This window comes from uncultured Clostridium sp., from assembly GCF_963515715.1.
Taxonomy (GTDB): domain Bacteria; phylum Bacillota; class Clostridia; order Clostridiales; family Clostridiaceae; genus Clostridium_AW.
Genome location: NZ_CAUPZS010000001.1, coordinates 63,391 through 83,652 on the forward strand (window position 1 = coordinate 63,391; position 20,262 = coordinate 83,652).

Annotated in this window: 24 protein-coding genes; 23 read left to right on the forward strand and 1 reads right to left on the reverse strand. The window is 30.0% G+C overall.

Going from position 1 to position 20,262, the window contains the following annotated elements; all coding sequences use genetic code 11:
- The first annotated feature begins 18 nt into the window (after nt 1-18).
- From murF to RYO54_RS00470, 23 genes are all read left to right on the forward strand, one after another.
- Entirely contained in the window at nt 19-1,413 is a 1,395-nt protein-coding gene (gene murF, locus RYO54_RS00360) for a UDP-N-acetylmuramoyl-tripeptide--D-alanyl-D-alanine ligase (RefSeq protein WP_315114431.1), read from the forward strand.
- Nucleotides 1,414-1,459: 46 nt separating this feature from the next.
- Nucleotides 1,460-2,416: a phospho-N-acetylmuramoyl-pentapeptide-transferase gene (gene mraY, locus RYO54_RS00365; protein ID WP_315114433.1), complete on the forward strand. Its 957-nt coding sequence runs from the start codon at nt 1,460-1,462 to the stop codon at nt 2,414-2,416.
- 19 nt (nt 2,417-2,435) lie between these two features.
- Complete coding sequence (gene spoVE, locus RYO54_RS00370) at nt 2,436-3,539, forward strand: stage V sporulation protein E (RefSeq protein ID WP_315114435.1); 1,104 nt, start codon at nt 2,436-2,438, stop codon at nt 3,537-3,539.
- Nucleotides 3,540-3,671: 132 nt separating this feature from the next.
- Nucleotides 3,672-4,454, forward strand: coding sequence for an FtsQ-type POTRA domain-containing protein (locus RYO54_RS00375; RefSeq protein ID WP_315114437.1), 783 nt, complete (start codon nt 3,672-3,674; stop codon nt 4,452-4,454).
- Nucleotides 4,455-4,465: 11 nt separating this feature from the next.
- Nucleotides 4,466-5,179, forward strand: coding sequence for a DUF881 domain-containing protein (locus tag RYO54_RS00380; protein WP_315114439.1), 714 nt, complete (start codon nt 4,466-4,468; stop codon nt 5,177-5,179).
- Between the two features lie 28 nt (nt 5,180-5,207).
- Nucleotides 5,208-5,549 (forward strand): small basic family protein, encoded by a 342-nt coding sequence (locus RYO54_RS00385; protein ID WP_315114440.1) that lies wholly within the window; start codon nt 5,208-5,210, stop codon nt 5,547-5,549.
- An 11-nt stretch (nt 5,550-5,560) separates the two neighbouring features.
- Nucleotides 5,561-6,283, forward strand: coding sequence for a DUF881 domain-containing protein (locus RYO54_RS00390; protein WP_315114442.1), 723 nt, complete (start codon nt 5,561-5,563; stop codon nt 6,281-6,283).
- 71 nt (nt 6,284-6,354) lie between these two features.
- Entirely contained in the window at nt 6,355-7,020 is a 666-nt protein-coding gene (locus tag RYO54_RS00395) for a YggS family pyridoxal phosphate-dependent enzyme (RefSeq protein ID WP_399548827.1), read from the forward strand.
- Between the two features lie 11 nt (nt 7,021-7,031).
- A complete protein-coding gene (locus tag RYO54_RS00400; protein ID WP_315114446.1) occupies nt 7,032-7,487 on the forward strand; it encodes a cell division protein SepF in 456 nt (151 codons plus the stop codon).
- 14 nt (nt 7,488-7,501) lie between these two features.
- Nucleotides 7,502-7,762 (forward strand): YggT family protein, encoded by a 261-nt coding sequence (locus RYO54_RS00405; protein ID WP_315114448.1) that lies wholly within the window; start codon nt 7,502-7,504, stop codon nt 7,760-7,762.
- Nucleotides 7,759-8,532 (forward strand): YlmH/Sll1252 family protein, encoded by a 774-nt coding sequence (locus RYO54_RS00410; protein WP_315114450.1) that lies wholly within the window; start codon nt 7,759-7,761, stop codon nt 8,530-8,532. The genes RYO54_RS00405 and RYO54_RS00410 overlap by 4 nt, the downstream gene beginning before the upstream one ends.
- 15 nt (nt 8,533-8,547) lie before the next feature.
- A complete protein-coding gene (locus RYO54_RS00415; protein ID WP_315114452.1) occupies nt 8,548-9,162 on the forward strand; it encodes a DivIVA domain-containing protein in 615 nt (204 codons plus the stop codon).
- Between the two features lie 62 nt (nt 9,163-9,224).
- The gene (gene aroB / locus RYO54_RS00420; protein ID WP_315114454.1) at nt 9,225-10,307 is read left to right on the forward strand and encodes a 3-dehydroquinate synthase; all 1,083 of its coding nucleotides are present in this window, start codon (nt 9,225-9,227) and stop codon (nt 10,305-10,307) included.
- 2 nt (nt 10,308-10,309) lie between these two features.
- Nucleotides 10,310-11,002 (forward strand): 5'-methylthioadenosine/adenosylhomocysteine nucleosidase, encoded by a 693-nt coding sequence (locus RYO54_RS00425; protein ID WP_315114456.1) that lies wholly within the window; start codon nt 10,310-10,312, stop codon nt 11,000-11,002.
- 11 nt (nt 11,003-11,013) lie between these two features.
- On the forward strand, nt 11,014-11,814 hold the full coding sequence (gene aroF, locus RYO54_RS00430) for a 3-deoxy-7-phosphoheptulonate synthase (protein ID WP_315114458.1): 801 nt from the start codon (nt 11,014-11,016) through the stop codon (nt 11,812-11,814).
- A complete protein-coding gene (aroA, locus tag RYO54_RS00435) occupies nt 11,811-13,112 on the forward strand; it encodes a 3-phosphoshikimate 1-carboxyvinyltransferase (RefSeq protein WP_315114461.1) in 1,302 nt (433 codons plus the stop codon). The genes aroF and aroA overlap by 4 nt, the downstream gene beginning before the upstream one ends.
- Before the next feature lie 64 nt (nt 13,113-13,176).
- Entirely contained in the window at nt 13,177-13,785 is a 609-nt protein-coding gene (locus RYO54_RS00440) for a TraR/DksA C4-type zinc finger protein (RefSeq protein ID WP_315114463.1), read from the forward strand.
- A 115-nt stretch (nt 13,786-13,900) separates the two neighbouring features.
- The gene (gene lspA, locus RYO54_RS00445) at nt 13,901-14,374 is read left to right on the forward strand and encodes a signal peptidase II (protein ID WP_315114465.1); all 474 of its coding nucleotides are present in this window, start codon (nt 13,901-13,903) and stop codon (nt 14,372-14,374) included.
- Nucleotides 14,346-15,254: an RluA family pseudouridine synthase gene (locus RYO54_RS00450; protein ID WP_315114467.1), complete on the forward strand. Its 909-nt coding sequence runs from the start codon at nt 14,346-14,348 to the stop codon at nt 15,252-15,254. The genes lspA and RYO54_RS00450 overlap by 29 nt, the downstream gene beginning before the upstream one ends.
- Nucleotides 15,255-15,448: 194 nt before the next feature.
- Nucleotides 15,449-15,985 (forward strand): bifunctional pyr operon transcriptional regulator/uracil phosphoribosyltransferase PyrR, encoded by a 537-nt coding sequence (gene pyrR / locus RYO54_RS00455; protein ID WP_315114469.1) that lies wholly within the window; start codon nt 15,449-15,451, stop codon nt 15,983-15,985.
- A gap of 65 nt (nt 15,986-16,050) precedes the next feature.
- On the forward strand, nt 16,051-17,370 hold the full coding sequence (gene uraA / locus RYO54_RS00460; protein ID WP_315114471.1) for a uracil permease: 1,320 nt from the start codon (nt 16,051-16,053) through the stop codon (nt 17,368-17,370).
- A gap of 78 nt (nt 17,371-17,448) precedes the next feature.
- A complete protein-coding gene (locus tag RYO54_RS00465; RefSeq protein ID WP_315114473.1) occupies nt 17,449-17,580 on the forward strand; it encodes a hypothetical protein in 132 nt (43 codons plus the stop codon).
- 49 nt (nt 17,581-17,629) lie between these two features.
- On the forward strand, nt 17,630-18,391 hold the full coding sequence (locus tag RYO54_RS00470; protein ID WP_315114474.1) for an exodeoxyribonuclease III: 762 nt from the start codon (nt 17,630-17,632) through the stop codon (nt 18,389-18,391).
- Nucleotides 18,392-18,463: 72 nt separating this feature from the next.
- Here RYO54_RS00470 and RYO54_RS00475 read toward each other — a convergent pair whose 3' ends face one another.
- Complete coding sequence (locus RYO54_RS00475) at nt 18,464-20,197, reverse strand: NFACT RNA binding domain-containing protein (RefSeq protein WP_315114476.1); 1,734 nt, start codon at nt 20,195-20,197, stop codon at nt 18,464-18,466.
- Between the last annotated feature and the right edge of the window lie 65 nt (nt 20,198-20,262).

Genomic DNA, 20,262 nt, shown 5'->3' on the forward strand with positions numbered 1-20,262 from the left:
AGGGAAGGGGTCTTTTATTTGGAGTTTTTGAGTATAGATGAAGTAGTTAAAGCTATTAATGGAGAAATGGTTAAAGAAGGTAATTTCTTTAAGTTCAATGGTGTATCCACAGATACTCGTAAGATTGAAAAAGGAAATATATTTTTTGCATTAAAAGGAGAAAGTTTTAATGGCAATAGTTATATAAATGTTGCAAGCGATAAAGGAGCTACTCTATGTATTGTTGATGAAATTATATTTGATAAAGAAAATATAAAAGAATGTACTTCAATAATAAAAGTGGAAAATACTAGAAGAGCATTGTTAGATTTAGCGGAATATTATAGAAGCAAATTAAATATAAAAATAGTAGGAATAACAGGATCCACTGGAAAAACTTCCACTAAAGATTTGACTGCTGCTGCTCTTAGTTCAAAATATAGAGTTTTTAAAACAGAAGGTAATTTTAATAATGAAATAGGATTACCCTTGATGATATTTAAATTAAATAATGATTATGATATTGCAGTTTTGGAATTAGGTATGAATAACTTAGGAGAAATTCATAGGATGTGCAAAGCAGCGAGACCAGATATAGCGTTAATTACTAATGTTGGCATATCTCATATAGAGAATTTAAAAACTAGAGAAAATATATTAAAAGCTAAGTTAGAAATTACTGATTTCTTTAATGAAGAAAATGTACTTATTGTAAATGGAGACAATGATTTACTGAATTCTTTAAGCAGTGATGAGTTTAATATTATTAAAACTGGTTTTAATAATAGAGGCGATTATTATGCTCACCATATAATTTTAAATGAAGATAGTGTTTCATTTAAAGTGTCTGAAGAAAATAGTGGAGAGAATGAAGACATTGAAATAAACCTCCCAGGAAAACACAATGTGTGGAATGCATTATTGAGTATAGCTTGTGGAAGAGTTTTAGGCATGAGCTTAAAAGAAATTAAAGAGGGACTTAAAAATAATATAAACACCACTGGTATGAGACTTGATATAATTAGAGAAGAAAAATATACTATAATAAATGATTGCTATAATGCAAGCCCTGATTCTATGAAAGCAGGAATAGATGTTTTAATAAATATTAAAGGTGAAAGAAAAATAGCTGTTTTAGGAACAATGAAGGAACTAGGGGATGAAGCTTATAATGCACATAAAGAAGTAGGTAAATATGTGGCTGAAAAGGGAATAGAAACCTTAATTACCCTTGGAGAATTCAATAAAGCTTATGAAGAAGGATATATAAATGAAACTAAAGATATAAAAAAAGAAATTCTAAGTTTTAATGACGAAGATGAAGTAATTAAATTTTTGAAAAGTTATATTAAATATGGCGATGTTTTGTTGTTTAAGGCATCACGAGCTATGAAATTTGAAGGTATAATTGAAAAATTAAAAACTAAAGAATAAAAACGCTTGAGGAGGTGACTTTGCTCTAAAACGGAGCATTGATATAATGAACAGTAAAATAATATATTCAGTACTTGTAGCATTCTTTTTTTCAATAATTGGAGGGCCAATATTAATTCCAATACTTCATAAGCTAAAATTTGGTCAAAGTATAAGGGAAGAGGGGCCAAAAAGTCATCAAAGAAAAGCTGGAACTCCTACCATGGGAGGAATAATATTTATTATATCTTCCATAATTTCTATGATAATACTCGTAAGAAAGCCAAGTGATGAGGCTATGTTTGCCTTATATGCATTTTTGGCTTTTGGAGCAATAGGATTTATTGATGACTTTTTAAAAATAGTACATAAGAAAAATTTAGGCCTTAAAGCATATCAAAAAATGATATTACTACTGATTGTTTCCTATGGATTCGCATATTACGCTGCGAATAACCCAGATATAGGAACTTCAATAATAATGCCATTTACAGGGAAAACTTTTAATTTAGGTATCTTTTATATACCTTTTATAATTTTTTATTTTACAGCTACAACCAATGCGGTAAATTTAACGGACGGTTTGGATGGACTTGCTACTTCTGTTACGATTCTTGTAATGACTTTTTTTGTAATAGTAAGTTATAATATGGGCTACTATACCTTATCGATATTTTGTGGGGTTGTTGCTGGAGCATTACTTGGATTTTTAAGATATAATGCTTTCCCAGCTCAGGTTTTTATGGGAGATACTGGTTCCCTAGCTTTAGGTGGAGCTGTAGCAGCTGTAGCTATGATATTAAAATTACCTTTATTACTTATACTAGTAGGTGGTATATATGTAATAGAAACTTTGGCAGTTATTATTCAAATAGTATATTTTAAGCTTACAAAGAAAAGATTTTTTAAAATGGCTCCACTTCATCATCATTTTGAATTAAGTGGGTGGCATGAAACGAAAGTTGTGTCTGTATTTTCAATTGTAACAGTTATATTGTGTATGATAGCATTTTTATCTTTTTAATAATTGGTAGGAGGTTAATATGAAGAAACTCCAAAAGAAGATGGGAAGTATAGATTTTTTTCTGTTTTGTGTAATTATGCTTTTAGCTGCTATTGGCGTAGTAATGGTATATAGCGCTAGCTCTTACTTTGCTTTTTATAAGGAGTCAGATGATATGTTCTTTTTAAAAAGACAAGGTGCTTTTGCTATACTAAGTTTTATATTTATGATAATAACCATAAATATTGATTATCACTATTATAAGAGATATACAAAATTACTCATGGTAATATCTACTATATTGCTATTAGTGGTTTTTGCCTTTCCGGAAATAAATGGTGCTAGAAGATGGATTGCATTAGGACCAATAAATATACAGCCATCTGAAATCGCTAAGTATATGATAGTTGCATATTTAGCAAAAAGCATTGAGGCCAAGGGAGAAAAGATAAGAAGTTTTACAAAAGGTGTATTACCTTGCCTTATAGTGGCAGGAATTTATGCAATATTGATCTATCTTGAAAAGAACTTAAGTATTGCAACGGTGGTTATGGCGGTAACTTTCTTTGTATTATTTATAGGTGGAGCAAAATTTATACATCTTCTTATAGTAGTTGCTCCCGTAGCAGTAGCTGGTTTTGCGGCTATAATGTTGGTGCCTTTTAGGAGGGCAAGGTTTTTTTCCTATAAAAATCCTTGGGTAGATCCATTGAACACAGGCTATCAATTAATACAATCTTTTTTAGCTCTAGGATCAGGAGGTATATGGGGAGTAGGTATTGGTCAATCAAGGCAGAAATGTTACTATATACCAGAACCTCATAATGATTTTATTTTTGCAGTAATAGGTGAAGAATTGGGGTTAATAGGTTGTACCTTTATTATAGTTCTATTCATACTTCTTGTATGGAGAGGAATTGTTACGGCTGTAAAGGCAAAGGACACTTATGGAACTCTATTAGCTATGGGAATTACTTCCGTAATAGCAGTTCAGGCTCTTATAAATATAGCTGTTGTAACAGGCTCTATACCGGTTACAGGAGTACCATTACCTTTTATAAGTTATGGAGGTTCATCTTTGCTTGTAAACATGACGGCAATGGGAATATTATTGAACATATCTAGACAGAAAAGTAATATGTAATAAAATAGCATTGCAGCAGTGCAATGCTATAATTTTGTTTAAAATTAAATTTAAATATAAAATTTAATGAAATTAACTTTTAAAAATGTTATTATATATGTATATTCTATAATTACGAAGGTGGAGATGAAAATGGGAGAAGTTATACCTTTTCGGCCAAAAGAAAAAAATGAACTTATAATGAGAAGAAGAAGAAAAAAATTTCTAAAAAAAAGCATCATTTTTTTTCTTTTTCTTATTTCTACCCTTATTGCTTTATGTTTAAAACATCCATTTTTTAATGTGAAAAACATTGAAATACAAGGTAATAAAAATATTTCGCCGGATATAGTAAAAGAGCTGTCTAATATATATATAGGGAATAATATTTTTTATTTAAATATGGATGAAGCTAAAGAAGGTATTGAAAGTAACCCATATATAACTAAGGTTCAAATTTCAAGAAAACTGCCTGGCACTGTAATCATACAAATTAATGAAAGAGAGGCAGTATTCTATGGAAAAACATCGGATGAGTATGTTATAATTGATAAATATGGAGTAGTTTTAGAAAAGAAGAAAGATATTAAAGATATGAATTTAGTAAAGCTTCAAGGTTTTGAAGTGGAAAAATCTCAAATAGGAAAACATATTGTGGTGGAGGGTGAAAGAAAATTAAAAGCTGTAAATACTATAAGTAGTTTGCTTGCTCCTAAAAAAGATAATTACAATATAGCTCAAGTAGATATAAGTGATATTAATAATATACAATTTGTATATAAAAATATTGTTATTAGGATGGGAAATGAAGAGGATCTAGATGTAAAGTTAAATAAAGCTTTTAATATAATATTACAAAAAGAAGAGTTAAAAAATGCTAAGGGATATATAGATGTAAGCTTTAAAGGTAATCCCGTAGTTTATATAGAGAATTAGGAGGAAGGCCTATGCGTAAATGGAATTCACAAGTAAGCGTGGCTATGGTCTGCGCTATACTAGGTTTTATGCTAGCATATCAGTTCAGGGTATTATATAAAAGAGAGCAGTTAGGGGTAAATCCGTATAATACTACAGATATGACTGCTCAGATAGAGCAATATAAGAAGGAAAGAGAAAGCTTAAATAAAAAAATTAATGAAACACAATCAAAATTAAAAGAGTACGAAGAATCAGCAGCAGGAAATGATGATAGAACTAAAGCTCTTTTAAAAGAATTAGAGGATACAAGGATTACTACGGGAGCCACAGACGTTGAGGGAGAAGGTGTAATAATTTATTTAACTCCCAATAGTGGACTGTTTGGTAATATAGATGCAAAAATAACTGATAGGCATCTTGTTTATTTGGTTAATGAATTAAGATTTGCAGGAGCGGAGGCTATTTCAATTAATGATATCAGAATTACAGGAAGATCTGGTATTAGAATTTCAGGTAATAGTATTTCCATAAATGGGGAAGATAGAGTATCTCCATCTAAAAGAATTGTAATAAAGGCTGTAGGGCCTAAGAAGAACCTTAAGGACATGCTAGATTTTCCTGAAACTTTTGCGGATTTTAAGGGAATAACTGAAATAAAGTATGAACCATCAGACAAAATAAACATAGAAAAATATAATAGATCATTCAAATTTGAATATGCGAAGCCTGTACAAAAACAATAAATTCTTTTAATTCAGGGGTGGTTGAAAAATGATTGCATTTTTAGGATTAATAATAGGTGTAGTGGTAGGAGCAATTTGGAATATTAATATTCCAGAAAAGTTTTCTCCATACATGTCAGTTGCTATATTAGCTTGTTTAGACTCTGTGTTTGGAGCTATTAGAGCTACTTTATCAAAAAATTTCCAAGCGGATATTTTTATATCAGGTTTTTTTGGCAACTCAGTGCTGGCCGCTGCGTTAGCCTATCTTGGAGATAAGTTAGGGGTGCCCATTTATATTGCAGCAGTAATAGTATTCGGAGGAAGAATATTTGATAACTTTGCTATCATAAGAAGATTGCTTATAGAGAAAGCTAAATCCCATAATTGAGGTGATTATATATGAGAAATAGCGAAGCCAGTGTATTTGTTTTTATTGCTTCAATTATAATTGGTATACTTATATCTATGAATATAAGCCTTACAAGAGAAAGTAGCATTGTTTTTTTAAGTAGTAAGGAATATCAAGATGCTTATTCTTATAGAAACCAGTTGGTTAACAACGTAAGTAATTTACAAAAAGAGTATTTAAAGTATTTAGATAAGCTACATAGTTATGAAGAAAATATTATAAATAGAAATAAAATAATTGAAGAAATAAATAAAGAGTTAGTTGAAAATAAAGAACTAATTGGGTTTTCAGAGTTAGAAGGTGAAGGGATCAAGATCTCATTAGCGGATGCTACTACTGAGTTTGTAAATGACCCTATAGAATATGAATCAAGATTGATACACGATAGAGATATGATAAATGTAGTAAATGATTTAGTGAATGCTGGTGCAGAGGCTATTTCTATTAATGGAATAAGATTAATTCCCTCTTCAGGTATTTTTTGCAACGGAGCTTTTTTAAGGATAAATGGAATTCAGATAAGTGCTCCATTTTATATAAATGTTATAGGGAATAAGGAAGCATTAAAAAGCTATATGTTAGATGAAGCAAATTATTTAAGAATTTTAATGTTTAGAGAAATACAAATAGAGGTTAAAGAAGAAGAAAAAGTGAGAGTACCAGCTTTTCAGGGGAAATTAGAATATAAATATGGCGAATCAATAAAAAAATAATTAAAGGAATTTTATGTTTTATGAAGAATAATAAAACATAAGATAGAATAATAGTCTAAGGGGCGATGGAATTGACGATTACAGAAAATATAAAAGAAGTTTACAAAGGCATAAGAGATGATGTGACGGTAATTGCAGTATCAAAGACAAAGCCACTTGAGGATATTAAAGAGGCTTATAACTCTGGAGTAAGAAACTTTGGGGAAAATAAGGTGCAGGAACTAATTTATAAAATGGATAATTTCCCTCATACGGATGTAAACTGGCACTTGTTAGGACATCTTCAAAGAAATAAAGTTAAATACATTGCGGGCAGAGTTAATTTGATTCATTCTTTAGATAGTGTAAAGCTATTAGAAGAAATACAAAGACAATATGAAAAACAAGAAAAAATTGCTGAAGTTTTAATTCAAATAAACATAGGAAGAGAAGAGAGCAAAACTGGAATATTTATTGAAGATTTAGAAAATATGCTAGAAAATTGTGGAAAATGTAATAATGTTATGGTAAAAGGATTGATGGCTATAATACCTATTGGGGACGAAGAATCCTGTAGAAAATATTTTAAAGATATGAGAAAAATCTTCGATAAATTAAAAGAAAAAAAATATAAAAATGTAGAAATGAAATACCTATCCATGGGAATGTCGGCAGATTACAAAGCAGCTATAGAAGAGGGCGCTAATATGGTTAGAATTGGAGAAGGTATTTTTGGTAAAAGAGATTATAGTATATAGGAGGAAATAAAATGGCAAACATATTAAATAAAATGATGGGATTACTAAAGTTAGAAGATGAATACGATGAGTTTGATGAAGATATGGAAACAGAAGAAATGGAAGAAAGTGAAGACGAATTTGAACCTATATTGCAATCTTCAAGTAAAAAGCCAGGAAAAGTTGTTAGCATACATACCGCTTCTACAGCAAAAGTAGTTATTGTAAAACCTTCTACATATGACGAAGTAGTAGATATTTGTGATAATTTAAAAAGTAGAAAAATTATTGTTGTAAATTCTACAGCATTAGAACAAAAAACTGCTCAAAGATTATTAGACTTTATAAGTGGTGCAACTTATGCATTAGCTGGAAGCTTAGAAGAAGTAGAAAAGGGAATATACATAGTATCACCATCTAATGTTGAAGTTGATACCACACTAAAAAGTGAGCTTTCAAGTAAGGGATTGTTTGCTTGGACTAAATAATTAGGGGGTAAATAATGAGAGGACTATCATACAGTATTATAACTAAATTTTTCAATGTAGTAGAATGGGCAATACTTATCGATGTTATATTATCATTTATTCCTATGAACAATAGTTTCACTCAGATTATAAGAACAATTACTGAACCTCTATTGGCTCCAGGCAGAAGAATTCAGGAATTGATATTACCTGGATTAATGATTGATTTTTCACCTGTTTTTGCATTGTTTATGCTTAATATTTTAGAAAGACTAATATTATCTATAATATTATGATAGATAAGACCTCTTTTTTAAATGCTATGGAGTATGAGGATAAAAACAGGATTTCAAATATTTATGATAAAATTATTTTAGCTAATAAAACAAATAGGGGGATATATACAGAAGATTTTTATCCTCCCAATCTTTGGAGAAAATTAGAGCAACTGCAGGGAGTTTTACCGATAAATGTTTATAGCAATGGAGTTTTTAAAGAAGCTGAAAGAAGAATTTTGGTATTCTCTCCCGAGGAAATCTGGTATTACCCATTAAGTTTAATAAGAATTGTAAATTTATCTTCCTTCTCAACTCCAAGCCATAGAGATTATTTAGGAGCTTTAATGTCTTTAGGTTTAAAGAGAGAAAAGTTTGGAGATTTGATAATTAAAGATGATAGTTGTTATCTACCTGTTAAAGAAGATTTAAGTAAATATATTATTGAAAACTTAAAAGGAATAGGAAATTGCCCTTGCAAAGTTGAATTAATCGATGTTTATACAGAGGCAATACCTGATTTCGAATTCAAAGATTTATTTTTAATTATAACCTCTAGCAGAATTGATTGTATTGTTAGCGCTTTAACTAACTTATCTAGAAATAAGGCTACAGAATTAATTGAAGGTGGTAAGGTGCTAATAGACTATTCAATTATAAAAGATAAGGATAAAATTCTATCTAATAATTCCATAGTTACAATAAGGGGATATGGAAAATTTAAATACATAGGTGAAAATGGATTTACAGGTAGTGGAAGGATGAAAGTTAATTTTAAAAAATTTGTTTAATACGAGGTGTTTGGCATGAAAATAACTGCAATGGACATTACGGGTAAAGAATTTAAAAAAGGCTTCAGAGGTTATGATATGGATGAGGTGGATGAGTTTTTAGAAGAAGTGGCAGAAAGTTATGAAACTTTATATAAAGAGAACTCATCAACAAAGGAAAAAATAAGTTTGATGGAAGAGAACTTAAATCATTATAGAAAAATGGAAGAAACAATACAAAACACATTGTTGCTAGCCCAAAATGCTGCGGATCAGTCTAAAAAATCTGCACAACAAGAATCTGAATTAATTATAAGAAATGCTAATGAAAATTCAAGGAAGCTATTAGATAAGGCTCATAATGATGTAGTAAAGATAAATGATGAATATGAGAAGCTAAAAAATGAATTTATTATGTTTAAAAACAAGTTTAAGAATTTTATGCAATCTCAAATAGAAATGTTTGAAGACATGGAAAAGGATTTCATGAAAAATTATAATATTGGCAGCATAATTGATTTGGAAATGCCTAAGGAAAAAGAAATTGATGATTTAAATAAGGAAATATCCTTTGATGAAAAAGAAAATATTATAGAGGATATTAGAAATGATAGTTTTGAAGAAATAAAGAATTTTTTCGTTGAAGAATAAAGTCTCGCTCACCACAGAGTGAGATTTTTTGCATGTAAATAAGTAAGTCAAAGGAGGTTTTTATGAAGGAGTTAGAAATATTATCCCAAAAACCCTATAAAGTGTATATTGATAGTAATTTAGATAAATTATCTAAGATTTTAGAAGAACATAGAATTAAGCACAAGGCTAAATTTTATTTATTAACTGATGATAAGGTTTATGAATTATATAAAGATAAGATAGAAATGTTTAAGGACATTTTTCAAGTAGATATTTATTACTTTAATAATGGAGAGAAAAGTAAGAACTATAATACTGTAAATGATATATATTCTTTTTTGATAGAGAAAAATGCTAATAGAAACAGTATCCTAATAACATTAGGAGGAGGAGTAGTAGGAGATTTAGGAGGATTTGTTGCTTCTACCTATATGAGAGGGATTAAATATATCAATATACCTACTACCCTTTTATCACAAGTAGACAGTTGTATAGGTGGTAAGGTAGGATATAATTTTAATGGCGTAAAAAACATTATAGGAAGTTTTTATAATCCAGAGTTTGTATATATATCCACTAATTTTTTGAAAACTTTAGATAAAAAACAATTTATTGATGGATTAGGAGAGGTAAGTAAGTATTCTCTTATTAAAGAAGGGTCAATGCTTGCATATTTAAGAGAAAATTCAAAGGGTATTTTAGAGAGAGAAAATGATAAAATGCTCTATTTAGTTAAAAATTGTTTAAAGATAAAAAAAGATATTATAGAAGAGGACTATAGGGATTTAGGAAGGAGAAATATTTTAAACTTCGGTCATACAGTTGGCCATGGATTAGAGATTGCCTCCAATGGAAATTTAAGTCACGGTGAAGCTGTTGCATTAGGTAGTTTAGTGGCTTTAAAATTGTCAGAAGATATTTTAGCTTTGGATAAAGAAACTTATAAAGAGATGGAAGAGGTTTTAGATAAGCTTAATTTACCTACTAAACACAAAGTTGACAATTATAAATTATTTATGTATTCTATTAATCATGATAAAAAAAATGATGAAGATCTAAACTTTGTATTACTTAATAAAATTGGAGATCCTAAAATAAAAATAAAAGTAAGTAAAGAACAGTTATATAGTGCTTTAAAGAATAGTATAAGCAAGGGGGAGTAAAAATGACTATAGGAATAATTGGTGCAATGATTGAAGAGGTAGAACCACTGTTAAAGGATTTAAAATTAGAAAGAAAATTAGTAAAGGCAGGCATGGAGTTTAACCATGGAGAACTTTGGAATAATGAAGTAGTCATAGTTAAAAGTGGTATAGGAAAAGTGAATGCAGCAGTATGCGCTCAAATATTGATAGATGATTTTAATGTAGATGCAGTTATCAATGTAGGAGTTGCAGGAGGCGTAGGAAATGATGTCTATCCAGGTGATGTAATCATCGGAGAGAACTTAGTTCAGCATGATATGGATTCAACGGCTTTCGGGGAAAAGAGAGGGCAAATTCCAAGATTAGATACTTTTGATTTTAAGTGCGATGAAACTCTACTACTTAAGGCAAAAAGAGCTTGTGAGAAAATGAATAATTGTAAGTACTTTGTGGGAAGAATTGTAACTGGAGATCAATTTATAGCTGACTCAGATAAAATTAAATGGTTAAGTGAAGAGTTTTCTGCATTAGCTTGTGAAATGGAAGGAGGAAGTGTGGCACAGGTATGTCATTTAAATGATATTCCTTTTGTAGTTATTAGATCAGCGTCAGATAATGCTAATAACGGTGCACACATGGACTATGAAAAATTTAAGCCGATTGCAGTCAATAATTCAGTAACTATACTTAAAAACATGTTAGAAACTATGTAGGTGATAATTGAATGAAAGATTTACTAGTAGATTTAAAAAGTGGGGAAAGGATAAAGGTAAAAGTAGGGGATATTGTTATAGGTGGAACCGAAAAAGTTTTTATATCTGGTCCTTGCTCTGTTGAAGACTACGAAACTATGAGGAAGATAGGAAAAGAATTAAAAAACATCGGAGTCCATATTCTAAGAGGTGGTGCATTTAAACCTAGGACTTCTCCTTATGATTTTCAAGGGCTTAAAGATGATGGACTTAAAATTATAAAGGCAATAAGTGAAGAGTTTAATATGCCTTTTGTCACAGAAATAATGGATACAAGGGATGTAGAAAAAGCTATTGAATATATTGATATGATCCAAATAGGGTCCAGAAATATGTATAATTATAGTCTTTTAAAAGAAGTAGGAAAAACTGATAAACCTATTTTGCTTAAAAGGGGTATGAGCGCAACCTTAGCTGAATGGTTGTATGCAGCTGAATACATCATGGCAGAAGGAAATATGAATGTAGTTTTATGTGAAAGAGGTATAAGAACCTTTGAAAGTTATACTAGAAATACACTAGATTTAAATAGTGTAGCAGTAATAAAAGAAAAATACAGGTTACCTGTAATTGTAGATCCAAGCCATGGTACTGGATTAAGGGAATTAGTACCTAAAATGAGCATAGCATCAATAGCTACTGGAGCAGATGGTCTTATAATTGAAAGTCATATTAGTCCCGACAATTCTGTATCTGATGCAAGGCAAACCGTATCAATAGATACTGTAAAAAGCATAATGGATAAATCATTATTATTGGAGAGATTGGTATGATAGATGATATATTAACCCTCTGTGGATATAAAGAAAATGTCTGTGGCACTTACACTTTGCCAGGGGATAAATCTATAGCCCATAGATCACTTATAATTGGGGGACTTCCTAAGGGAGAATATAAAATTTTTAATTTTCCCAATAGTAAAGATTGTGAAGCTACTTTGAGTTGTATGACTAAACTAGGTCTAAAGGTTAAAAAAATAGATGATATACTTTATGTAGAATCTCCAGGGTACCTAAACTTTAATAAGAAAGTGGAAGAATTGAACTGTGAGAACTCAGGAACTGCTGTAAGGCTGTTATCAGGAGTATTAGCAGCGTTAAATATAGAAGGAAGATTAACAGGAGATATTTCCTTAAGCAAAAGACCAATGGATAGAATAACTATGCCATTAACAAAAATGGGGGCAAATATAGTTAGCAATAATGGCAATCTTCCTTTAATTTTTGAAAAAAGCAAAGGGTTAAAAGGAATGGAGTATAATATGCCTGTAGCTTCTGCTCAGGTTAAGTCCTGTTTGCTTATTTCAGGATTTTTATCTCCTGGAATCACTGAGGTGAAAGAAAAATTACCCACAAGAGATCACACAGAAAGGTTATTTAAATACATTGGAGCGGATATAGATGTTGTAGATGACCTTATAAAAATAAAAAATTCTTTTATAAAATCTAAGGATATTACTGTGCCAGGTGATATATCTTCAGCAGCTTTTCTAATTTCTTTAGCCTTATTAGGCAAAGATAATTTTATAAAAATAGAAAAATTACTTTTAAATGAGAGAAGAAGAAAATATTTAGATATATTAATAAAAATGGGAGCCAATATAAATTATATGGTTGAAGATATGGTAAACAATGAAGAGATTGGTACAGTTGAAGTTAAGAGTAGCAATTTAAAAGGTTTAATAATAAAAGAGGAAGAAGTACCACATATAATCGATGAAATACCAATATTATCTATTCTAGCAGCTTTTAGTCAGGGAGAAACTATAATAAAGTCTGTAGAAGAACTGAAGTACAAAGAGAGCAATAGAATAGAGGCTATAATAAGTAATTTAAATAGTTGTGGTATAGAAGCTTATTTTAATTCTGGAGATCTAATAATTAAAGGTGGAAATAGTTATTTTAATAAAGATATAAATATAGATAGCTATAATGACCATAGAATTGCTATGAGTTTTTTAAGCATAGCTATGAGAAATCACGGTAGGACAAAAATAAAAAACTGGAGCTGCAGCGAAATATCATTTCCTAATTCTATAGATTATTTTAAGGACTTTATTAGAATAATTTAATGAATTAAAGAAAAAATAATTATAGTTACAAAAATCTATGAGGAGAAAGGGGTTAACTATAATTATGGATAATAAAAGCATGGAAATGTATAAAAGGAGATTGCTGGAGGAAAAGAAAGATGTAGAAGATTTATTGTTGCTTATGAAAAATACGGAGACTATAGATTCCAACAGTGAAATGTCCAATGAGTTATCTGTATATGACAATCATCCTGCCGACGTAGCAACTGAATTATTTGACAAAGAAAGAGGATTGGCCCTTAAAGGAAATGAAATGAACATATTAAACAAGATAAATTCAGCATTGAAGATGATAGAAGAAGGAAGTTATGGAAACTGTAAAAAATGTGGTAAAGAAATTAATGAAGAGAGATTAAAATTTATACCTTACGCAGAATATTGTGCGGATTGTCAAAAAGAGGAAAACTACCTAGTAAATGGAAATTTACACACAAGGGATTTTGCACCTAAGAATAGGGCCTTAGAAGAGTTTTACACGGGCTTTAACCGTTTAGGAGAAGTAGGATTCGATGGAGAAGATAGCTATCAAGGGGTAGGTAGATATAATAACAGAGAGAAGATATATGATGAATATTATGAAGATGAGGAAGATGGAGTAGTAGAACCAATTGAAAGAATAAGTAATCAACAATATAAAAATACTTTATATTAGTGAATAATGAAGAGGTTAGGATAGAATTTTGATCTTTGAATTAAAATTTTATCCAATACCCCTTCTCTTTTCACTTTTAATTTTTCACTTGAAATAAAAAAGTGGGGGTGTTCTAATGGAAATAATAATTATAATTTTAGGCATTGTCATAGATAGGATTACTAAGTTTTGGGCTGTTAAAAACTTGTCATCGGGAACAGATATGGTGATCATTAAAGATTTTTTTCAATTTTCATATTTAGAAAATACAGGTGCTGCTTTTGGAATATTTAGAGACAAACTATTCTTTTTAACGGGAATTACATCTATAATAACAATTGCTTTAATGGTATATTTATTTAAATATAAGCCAACAAGTATTTTACTTAGAATTAGTTTAGCGTTGATAATAAGTGGAGCTATAGGCAATCTTATTGATAGAATCCAATATAAATATGTAGTGGATTTTATACTGATTCATTATAAAGATAAATATTATTTTCCAACATTTAATGTAGCGGATATCTTAGTTACATGCGGTGCGATTTTACTAATATTTTTTATATTAAAGGAAGAAAATTATGGAGATAAAGGAATTTTTGATAAATAAGGATTTTGAAAATACGAGATTGGATGTATTTTTAACAGAGCATTTAGATGGAAAATCAAGATCATTTATACAAGGACTTATTGAAAAAGAAGAAATAAAAGTAAATGATAAGGTGAAAAGAAGTAATTATAAATTAAAAGATGGAGATATAGTTACCATAAGAATTCCTAATTCGATTCCCTTAAATGTGGAGGGGGAGGAAATACCTTTAGAAATATTATATGAAGATAATGATGTTATAGTAGTTAATAAATCACAAGGCATGGTGGTGCATCCGGCTCCAGGTAATTATAAAGGTACTTTAGTTAATGCACTAATACACCATTGTAAGGACTTGTCTGGAATAAATGGGATAACTAGGCCTGGTATAGTACATAGAATTGATAAGGATACTTCAGGGGTGTTAGTAGTAGCTAAAAATGATATTGCTCACAACAAATTAGCTTATCAACTTAAAGAACATACTATGACTAGAGTTTATGTTGCATTAGTAGAAGGAGTTATAAAAGAAGATGAGGGAACTATAGATGCCCCACTTGGAAGACATCCTGTAGAGAGGATAAAAATTTCTGTAATTCCTAAAGGAAGAAGGGCAGTTACCCATTTTAAGGTCTTAGAACGTTATAATTCAAATACCCTTGTTCAGTGCAAGCTAGAGACAGGAAGAACGCATCAAATAAGAGTTCATATGGCTTACATAGGTCATCCATTGGTAGGTGATCCAGTGTATGGATATAAAAAACAAAAATTTAATTTACAAGGTCAAATGCTCCATGCTAAGAAATTAGGATTTATTCATCCCACAAAGGAGGAATATATGGAGTTCGATACAGATATACCTGAACATTTTAAGAAAATATTAGGTGTTTTAGAAAAGTAGTTGCATTACTCATTTTAATATGGTATGATTTAATAAATTAAAATTCCTTTAAATGATCCAGAGAGATTATAAGGCGTTAATTAAGAGAGATGTAATTAGGTAATTGTTTAGAATTTTACGCCTTGACTCTACAATGGGTCAAGGCTTTAATTTTATATTTAATTAAAAGCTTATGGTTAAGAGGTGAAGGGTTTATGAAACTTAAGGCATCTATATTAGACGATAAATCTATAAAAAGGGCTTTAATAAGAGTATCTCATGAGATAATTGAAAAAAATAAAGGCGTAGAGGATATAGTGCTAATCGGTGTGAAAAGAAGAGGATATCCTTTAGCAGAGAGAATATCAAAGAATATAGAAAATTTTGAAGGAACAAATATACCTGTAGGAAGTGTAGATATTACACTATACAGGGATGATTTAACAAGCATCGATGCACAACCACAGGTAAGTGATGAAAAAATAGGTGTGAATGTAAAGGACAAAAACGTAATAATAATAGACGATGTTATTTACACAGGAAGAACTGTAAGAGCTGCTATTGATGCAATATTTAAAAATGGTAGACCTAAAATGATCCAGCTTGCAGTACTTGTAGATAGAGGTCATAGAGAATTACCAATAAGGCCTGATTATGTAGGTAAGAACATACCAACATCAAAGAGCGAAATAGTTTCTGTAGAAGTAGAAGAAATTGATGGAGTGGACTCAGTAAAGATTTATGAAATATAATATATAGATAAAAATCAAAAATCTTTTAAATTAGTTCAGTGAGACTAAAAAGGGAGGAATAATATATGAAAAATTATATCGATGTTAATGAAAAATTACCCATTAGTAAAACAATACCACTAAGTTTGCAACATTTATTTGCTATGGTAGGAGCGACTATTCTAGTACCTATGCTAACAGGGATGAGTCCATCTATGGCACTTTTCTGTAGTGGTGTGGGAACGTTAATTTATACCTTATGTACTAAAGCTAAGCTTCCAGCATATGTTGGATCATCCTTTGCATTTATAGCACCCATGACCGTTGCATCTGCAAGTTTTGGACCTAATGCTATGTTGTCTGGTATAATTGCCGCAGGATTAGTTTATGTAATTGTAGCTTATATAATAAGCTTAACAGGTACAGATTGGTTAAACAAACTTTTACCACCGGTAGTTGTAGGTTCCGTTGTTTTAGTTATTGGATTAGGATTGGCAGGGGTTGCTGTTAATTGGGCAGGATTGAATTCAGGATTTATAGACCCTTCAATGGCGCATGTACCAAGATGGGCATGGATAACAGTATCAGTGATAACCTTAGGTATTGGTATATTTGGGACAATGTATTTTAAAGGGTTTTTAGGAGTTATTCCTATCCTCATATCAATGATTGCTGGATATGCAGCAGCTTTAATGTTAGGTGTAATACCACCAGAAAGTATAGCTAAAATTACAAACGCGAAGCTCTTTCAATTACCACCTTTTATGTTGCCAAAGTTTAATATAAATGCCATGATATTAATGGCACCTGTAGCTTTTGTAACATTAGCAGAACATATTGGACATGTATATGTAACTAGCAATGTTATAGGAAAAGATTTTACAAAGGAACCAGGTCTTCACAGATCCATACTTGGAGATGGATTAGCAACTGTTTTTGCAGGTTTTGCAGGAGGCCCTCCCAATACTACTTATGGTGAAAACATTGGAGTTATGGCAATAACTAAGGTTTATAGTGTATGGGTAATTGTAGGTGCTGCAATAATAGCTATAATACTGTCTTTCATAGGACCTGTATCAGCTATAATAGAAACAATGCCTATGCCAGTTATGGGCGGAGTAAGCATTCTTCTATTTGGTATAATTGCATCTTCAGGATTTAGGGTTTTTGTAGAGGACAAAGTAGATTTTAGTAAAAAAAGAAACCTTGTAATAGCTTCAGTTATAATAGTTCTTGGAATAGGTGGAGCAGGAATTAACTTTGAGTTGAATGGTTCACCAGTTGAAATAGCAGGAGTTGCTTTAGCAACTTTAGTTGGAATAATATTAAATTTAGCACTACCAAAACAAAGTAAAACTGAAGAAGATGAAAATATAGATGAAAATAACAGAAAAACAGTAGCTTAGCTACTGTTTTTTTTATTGGTTTTATATATAATTAAAGGTATAAAGGATAGTGAACCTAAGATTGGAGGAAATATTAATATGGTAGAACTATTAAGTCTATGTGGTGTAATAGATTCTGTCGTTACCATAATGGCAAAAATGGCATTTATATTTTTAGCCTATAAATCTATATATGCTATGAATGTTTATATAAATAAGAATAATAAATAAGCATATAACTTATTGCTATGAAAATTTATAATAATAGAAGGTGAGAGTAATGAAAATATATTCATGGAATGTAAATGGGTTAAGGGCAATAGCTAAGAAGAATTTTTATAGTTGGATAGAAGAAGAAAAACCGGATATATTGTGTATTCAAGAAACAAAAATTCAAGAAGAACAGTTAAAAGATGATTTAACTAATATAGAAGAGTATAAATCTTATTTCAGCTTTGCAGATAAAAAGGGATACAGTGGTGTAGCTACTTACACAAATGTACAACCACTAAAAGTTGAGAGAGGTATACATATTGAAAAATTTAATAATGAAGGAAGAATATTGGTGACAGAGTATAATGAGTTTACTTTGCTAAATATATATTTTCCAAATGGGCAGATGAATGAAGAAAGGCTTCAATACAAATTAGATTTTTATGATGCTATGCTGGAATATTGTAACTCATTAATTAGTGAAGGAAAAAAGTTAATAGTATGTGGAGATTATAATACTGCTCATACAGAGATGGATATAAAAAATGCAAAAGCAAATGAAAAGACATCAGGTTTTTTACCCATTGAGAGAGCGTGGATTGATAAATTTATTGAAAATGGATACACAGATGTTTATAGATATTTATATCCAGATAAGGTTGAGTACAGTTGGTGGAGTTATAGATTTAAAGCTAGAGAAAGAAACACAGGATGGAGAATAGATTACTTCTTTGTATCAAATAATATGTTGCCTTATATAAAGGATGCTAAAATATTAACGGACGTGATGGGATCAGATCATTGTCCTATAATGATTGAGGTTCTTTAATTGAAAATTGAGAGTTGATAATTGAGAGTTAAACTAAGGATTCTGCTTAAGCAGAATCCTCAATGATTTACCTTAATTTACTCTCTCAAGTTTTGGTTCCTCAGGAGTTATATATATAGTTTTATTAGTATAATAAATTACCATGCCTGGTTTAGCACCGTTTGGTTTGTGGACATTTCTTATTTCAGTATAGTCCACTGGAACATTAGAAGAATCTTTTGCTTTACTGTAATATGCTGCAAGATTTGCCCCTTCCTCTAAAGTTTTATCTGTAAATTTCTTTGAGGTTTTTATAACTACATGAGAACCTGGCATGTTTTTTGTATGCATCCAAATATCATTTTTATTTGCAAATTTCAATGTTAAATAATCATTTTGAATATTGTTTTTTCCAACATATATATCTATACCTTCAGAAGAAAGGAAATGTATTGGTTTGCTTATAGAATCCTTTTTCTTCATATCCCTTTTAAATTTAATATATCCTGCTTCCATAAGCTCCTTTTTTATCTCATCTATACCTTTATAGTCTTCTAGGTTAGCTATGTTTGTTAGAACTGATTGGAGATATTTTATTTCTTCTTCTGTAGCTTCAATTTGCTTTATAGAAATCTCTTCGGATTTTTTTAATTTATTATATTTTCTATAATAGTTTTGTATATTAACAGAAGGTGTTTTGTTTGGATCTAATAAGATATCTATATATTCTTCATCTTCATTATAGTAATTTAAAACTTTTATCTCACTATCTCCAGGTTTCATATTATAAATATTTGCAGTAAGTAGTTCTCCCCACACCCTGTATTTTTCTTTTTCTTTACATTCTTCTAAATTATTATTAAGCAGATTTAATTTTTTGTAGCATCTATCTAAATTATTATTTATAAGTTTTTGAAGGTTAGAAGTTCTGCTATGTAGCCTATCTCCTTTATCTTTATCTGCATAATATTTATCTATCAATTCTGAAGGAGTAGAAAATTCTTCTATAGAATATCCTTCTAAGTTATATAATTTTAAACAATAAAAATCCTTATTTCCATCTGAATTTTTGTAAGAGGCAAAATAAAAGCTAGTAGTTTTTATAAGGTCGAATATTTCTGAAAGTTTTTTATTTACTTCTTGTAAGTTATTCATATGTAATTCTATATCACTTTTTATAATCCTAAAATGAATTTCTTTGGAAAATTGACTACTTACTCCTTCAAATACCTTTGCAGAAAAATTTTTATCAAATTTAACATTTTTTTCTGATACAAAGGTACGTAAACTTTCGTAGTTATAATTTAGAGGATTCAATTTATTTGAGCTTGGTGGAAATACATAAGGTATTCCAGGGTAAAGAGACCTAAAGCTATTCATATTAGGAGTGACATGTTTAATGCTATCCATTATAATATTATCTCTTTCCCTTATTAATGTAATATTACTATGCTTACCCATAATTTCTATTACTAGAGTGTAGATGCTATTAAAGCCGAGCTCATCTTTGCTTTCAAAATCTAAAAATATTACTCTATCAGTATTTAGCTGACGTATATTTACTAATCTAGAGCTATTCAAGTGTTTCCTTAGAAGCATACAAAACATAGGAGGGGAGAGTGGGTTCTCCTTAGTAGCATTAGTAAAATGTATTCTAGGATAAACAGGACTAGCGCTTATAAGAAGTTTATAATTAGATCTATCTTTTCTAAGTAGTAATATTAGTTCGTCTTTTTCAGGCTGATTAATTTTTTCTACTTTACTATTTATAATTGAATTTTTTAATTCTTCTGATATACTATATAAAAAAATACCGTCTAATGCCAAAGTTATCATCCTTTCAAGTGTAATTATGAATAATAGTATAACACTATAAAAAATTAAAATAAAGT

Excerpts from the sequence above, each read along its gene's own strand:
- RYO54_RS00375 (WP_315114437.1), top strand. The coding sequence starts at position 3,672 with ATGGGAGAAGTTATACCTTTTCGGCCAAAAGAAAAAAATGAACTTATA.
- RYO54_RS00465 (WP_315114473.1), top strand. The coding sequence starts at position 17,449 with ATGGTAGAACTATTAAGTCTATGTGGTGTAATAGATTCTGTCGTTACC.
- RYO54_RS00405 (WP_315114448.1), top strand. The coding sequence starts at position 7,502 with ATGAGAGGACTATCATACAGTATTATAACTAAATTTTTCAATGTAGTA.
- aroB (WP_315114454.1), top strand. The coding sequence starts at position 9,225 with ATGAAGGAGTTAGAAATATTATCCCAAAAACCCTATAAAGTGTATATT.
- pyrR (WP_315114469.1), top strand. The coding sequence starts at position 15,449 with ATGAAACTTAAGGCATCTATATTAGACGATAAATCTATAAAAAGGGCT.
- RYO54_RS00400 (WP_315114446.1), top strand. The coding sequence starts at position 7,032 with ATGGCAAACATATTAAATAAAATGATGGGATTACTAAAGTTAGAAGAT.
- RYO54_RS00425 (WP_315114456.1), top strand. The coding sequence starts at position 10,310 with ATGACTATAGGAATAATTGGTGCAATGATTGAAGAGGTAGAACCACTG.
- aroA (WP_315114461.1), top strand. The coding sequence starts at position 11,811 with ATGATAGATGATATATTAACCCTCTGTGGATATAAAGAAAATGTCTGT.
- RYO54_RS00470 (WP_315114474.1), top strand. The coding sequence starts at position 17,630 with ATGAAAATATATTCATGGAATGTAAATGGGTTAAGGGCAATAGCTAAG.
- spoVE (WP_315114435.1), top strand. The coding sequence starts at position 2,436 with ATGAAGAAACTCCAAAAGAAGATGGGAAGTATAGATTTTTTTCTGTTT.
- RYO54_RS00440 (WP_315114463.1), top strand. The coding sequence starts at position 13,177 with ATGGATAATAAAAGCATGGAAATGTATAAAAGGAGATTGCTGGAGGAA.
- RYO54_RS00380 (WP_315114439.1), top strand. The coding sequence starts at position 4,466 with ATGCGTAAATGGAATTCACAAGTAAGCGTGGCTATGGTCTGCGCTATA.
- RYO54_RS00415 (WP_315114452.1), top strand. The coding sequence starts at position 8,548 with ATGAAAATAACTGCAATGGACATTACGGGTAAAGAATTTAAAAAAGGC.
- mraY (WP_315114433.1), top strand. The coding sequence starts at position 1,460 with ATGAACAGTAAAATAATATATTCAGTACTTGTAGCATTCTTTTTTTCA.
- uraA (WP_315114471.1), top strand. The coding sequence starts at position 16,051 with ATGAAAAATTATATCGATGTTAATGAAAAATTACCCATTAGTAAAACA.
- lspA (WP_315114465.1), top strand. The coding sequence starts at position 13,901 with ATGGAAATAATAATTATAATTTTAGGCATTGTCATAGATAGGATTACT.
- RYO54_RS00385 (WP_315114440.1), top strand. The coding sequence starts at position 5,208 with ATGATTGCATTTTTAGGATTAATAATAGGTGTAGTGGTAGGAGCAATT.
- aroF (WP_315114458.1), top strand. The coding sequence starts at position 11,014 with ATGAAAGATTTACTAGTAGATTTAAAAAGTGGGGAAAGGATAAAGGTA.
- RYO54_RS00390 (WP_315114442.1), top strand. The coding sequence starts at position 5,561 with ATGAGAAATAGCGAAGCCAGTGTATTTGTTTTTATTGCTTCAATTATA.
- RYO54_RS00450 (WP_315114467.1), top strand. The coding sequence starts at position 14,346 with ATGGAGATAAAGGAATTTTTGATAAATAAGGATTTTGAAAATACGAGA.
- RYO54_RS00410 (WP_315114450.1), top strand. The coding sequence starts at position 7,759 with ATGATAGATAAGACCTCTTTTTTAAATGCTATGGAGTATGAGGATAAA.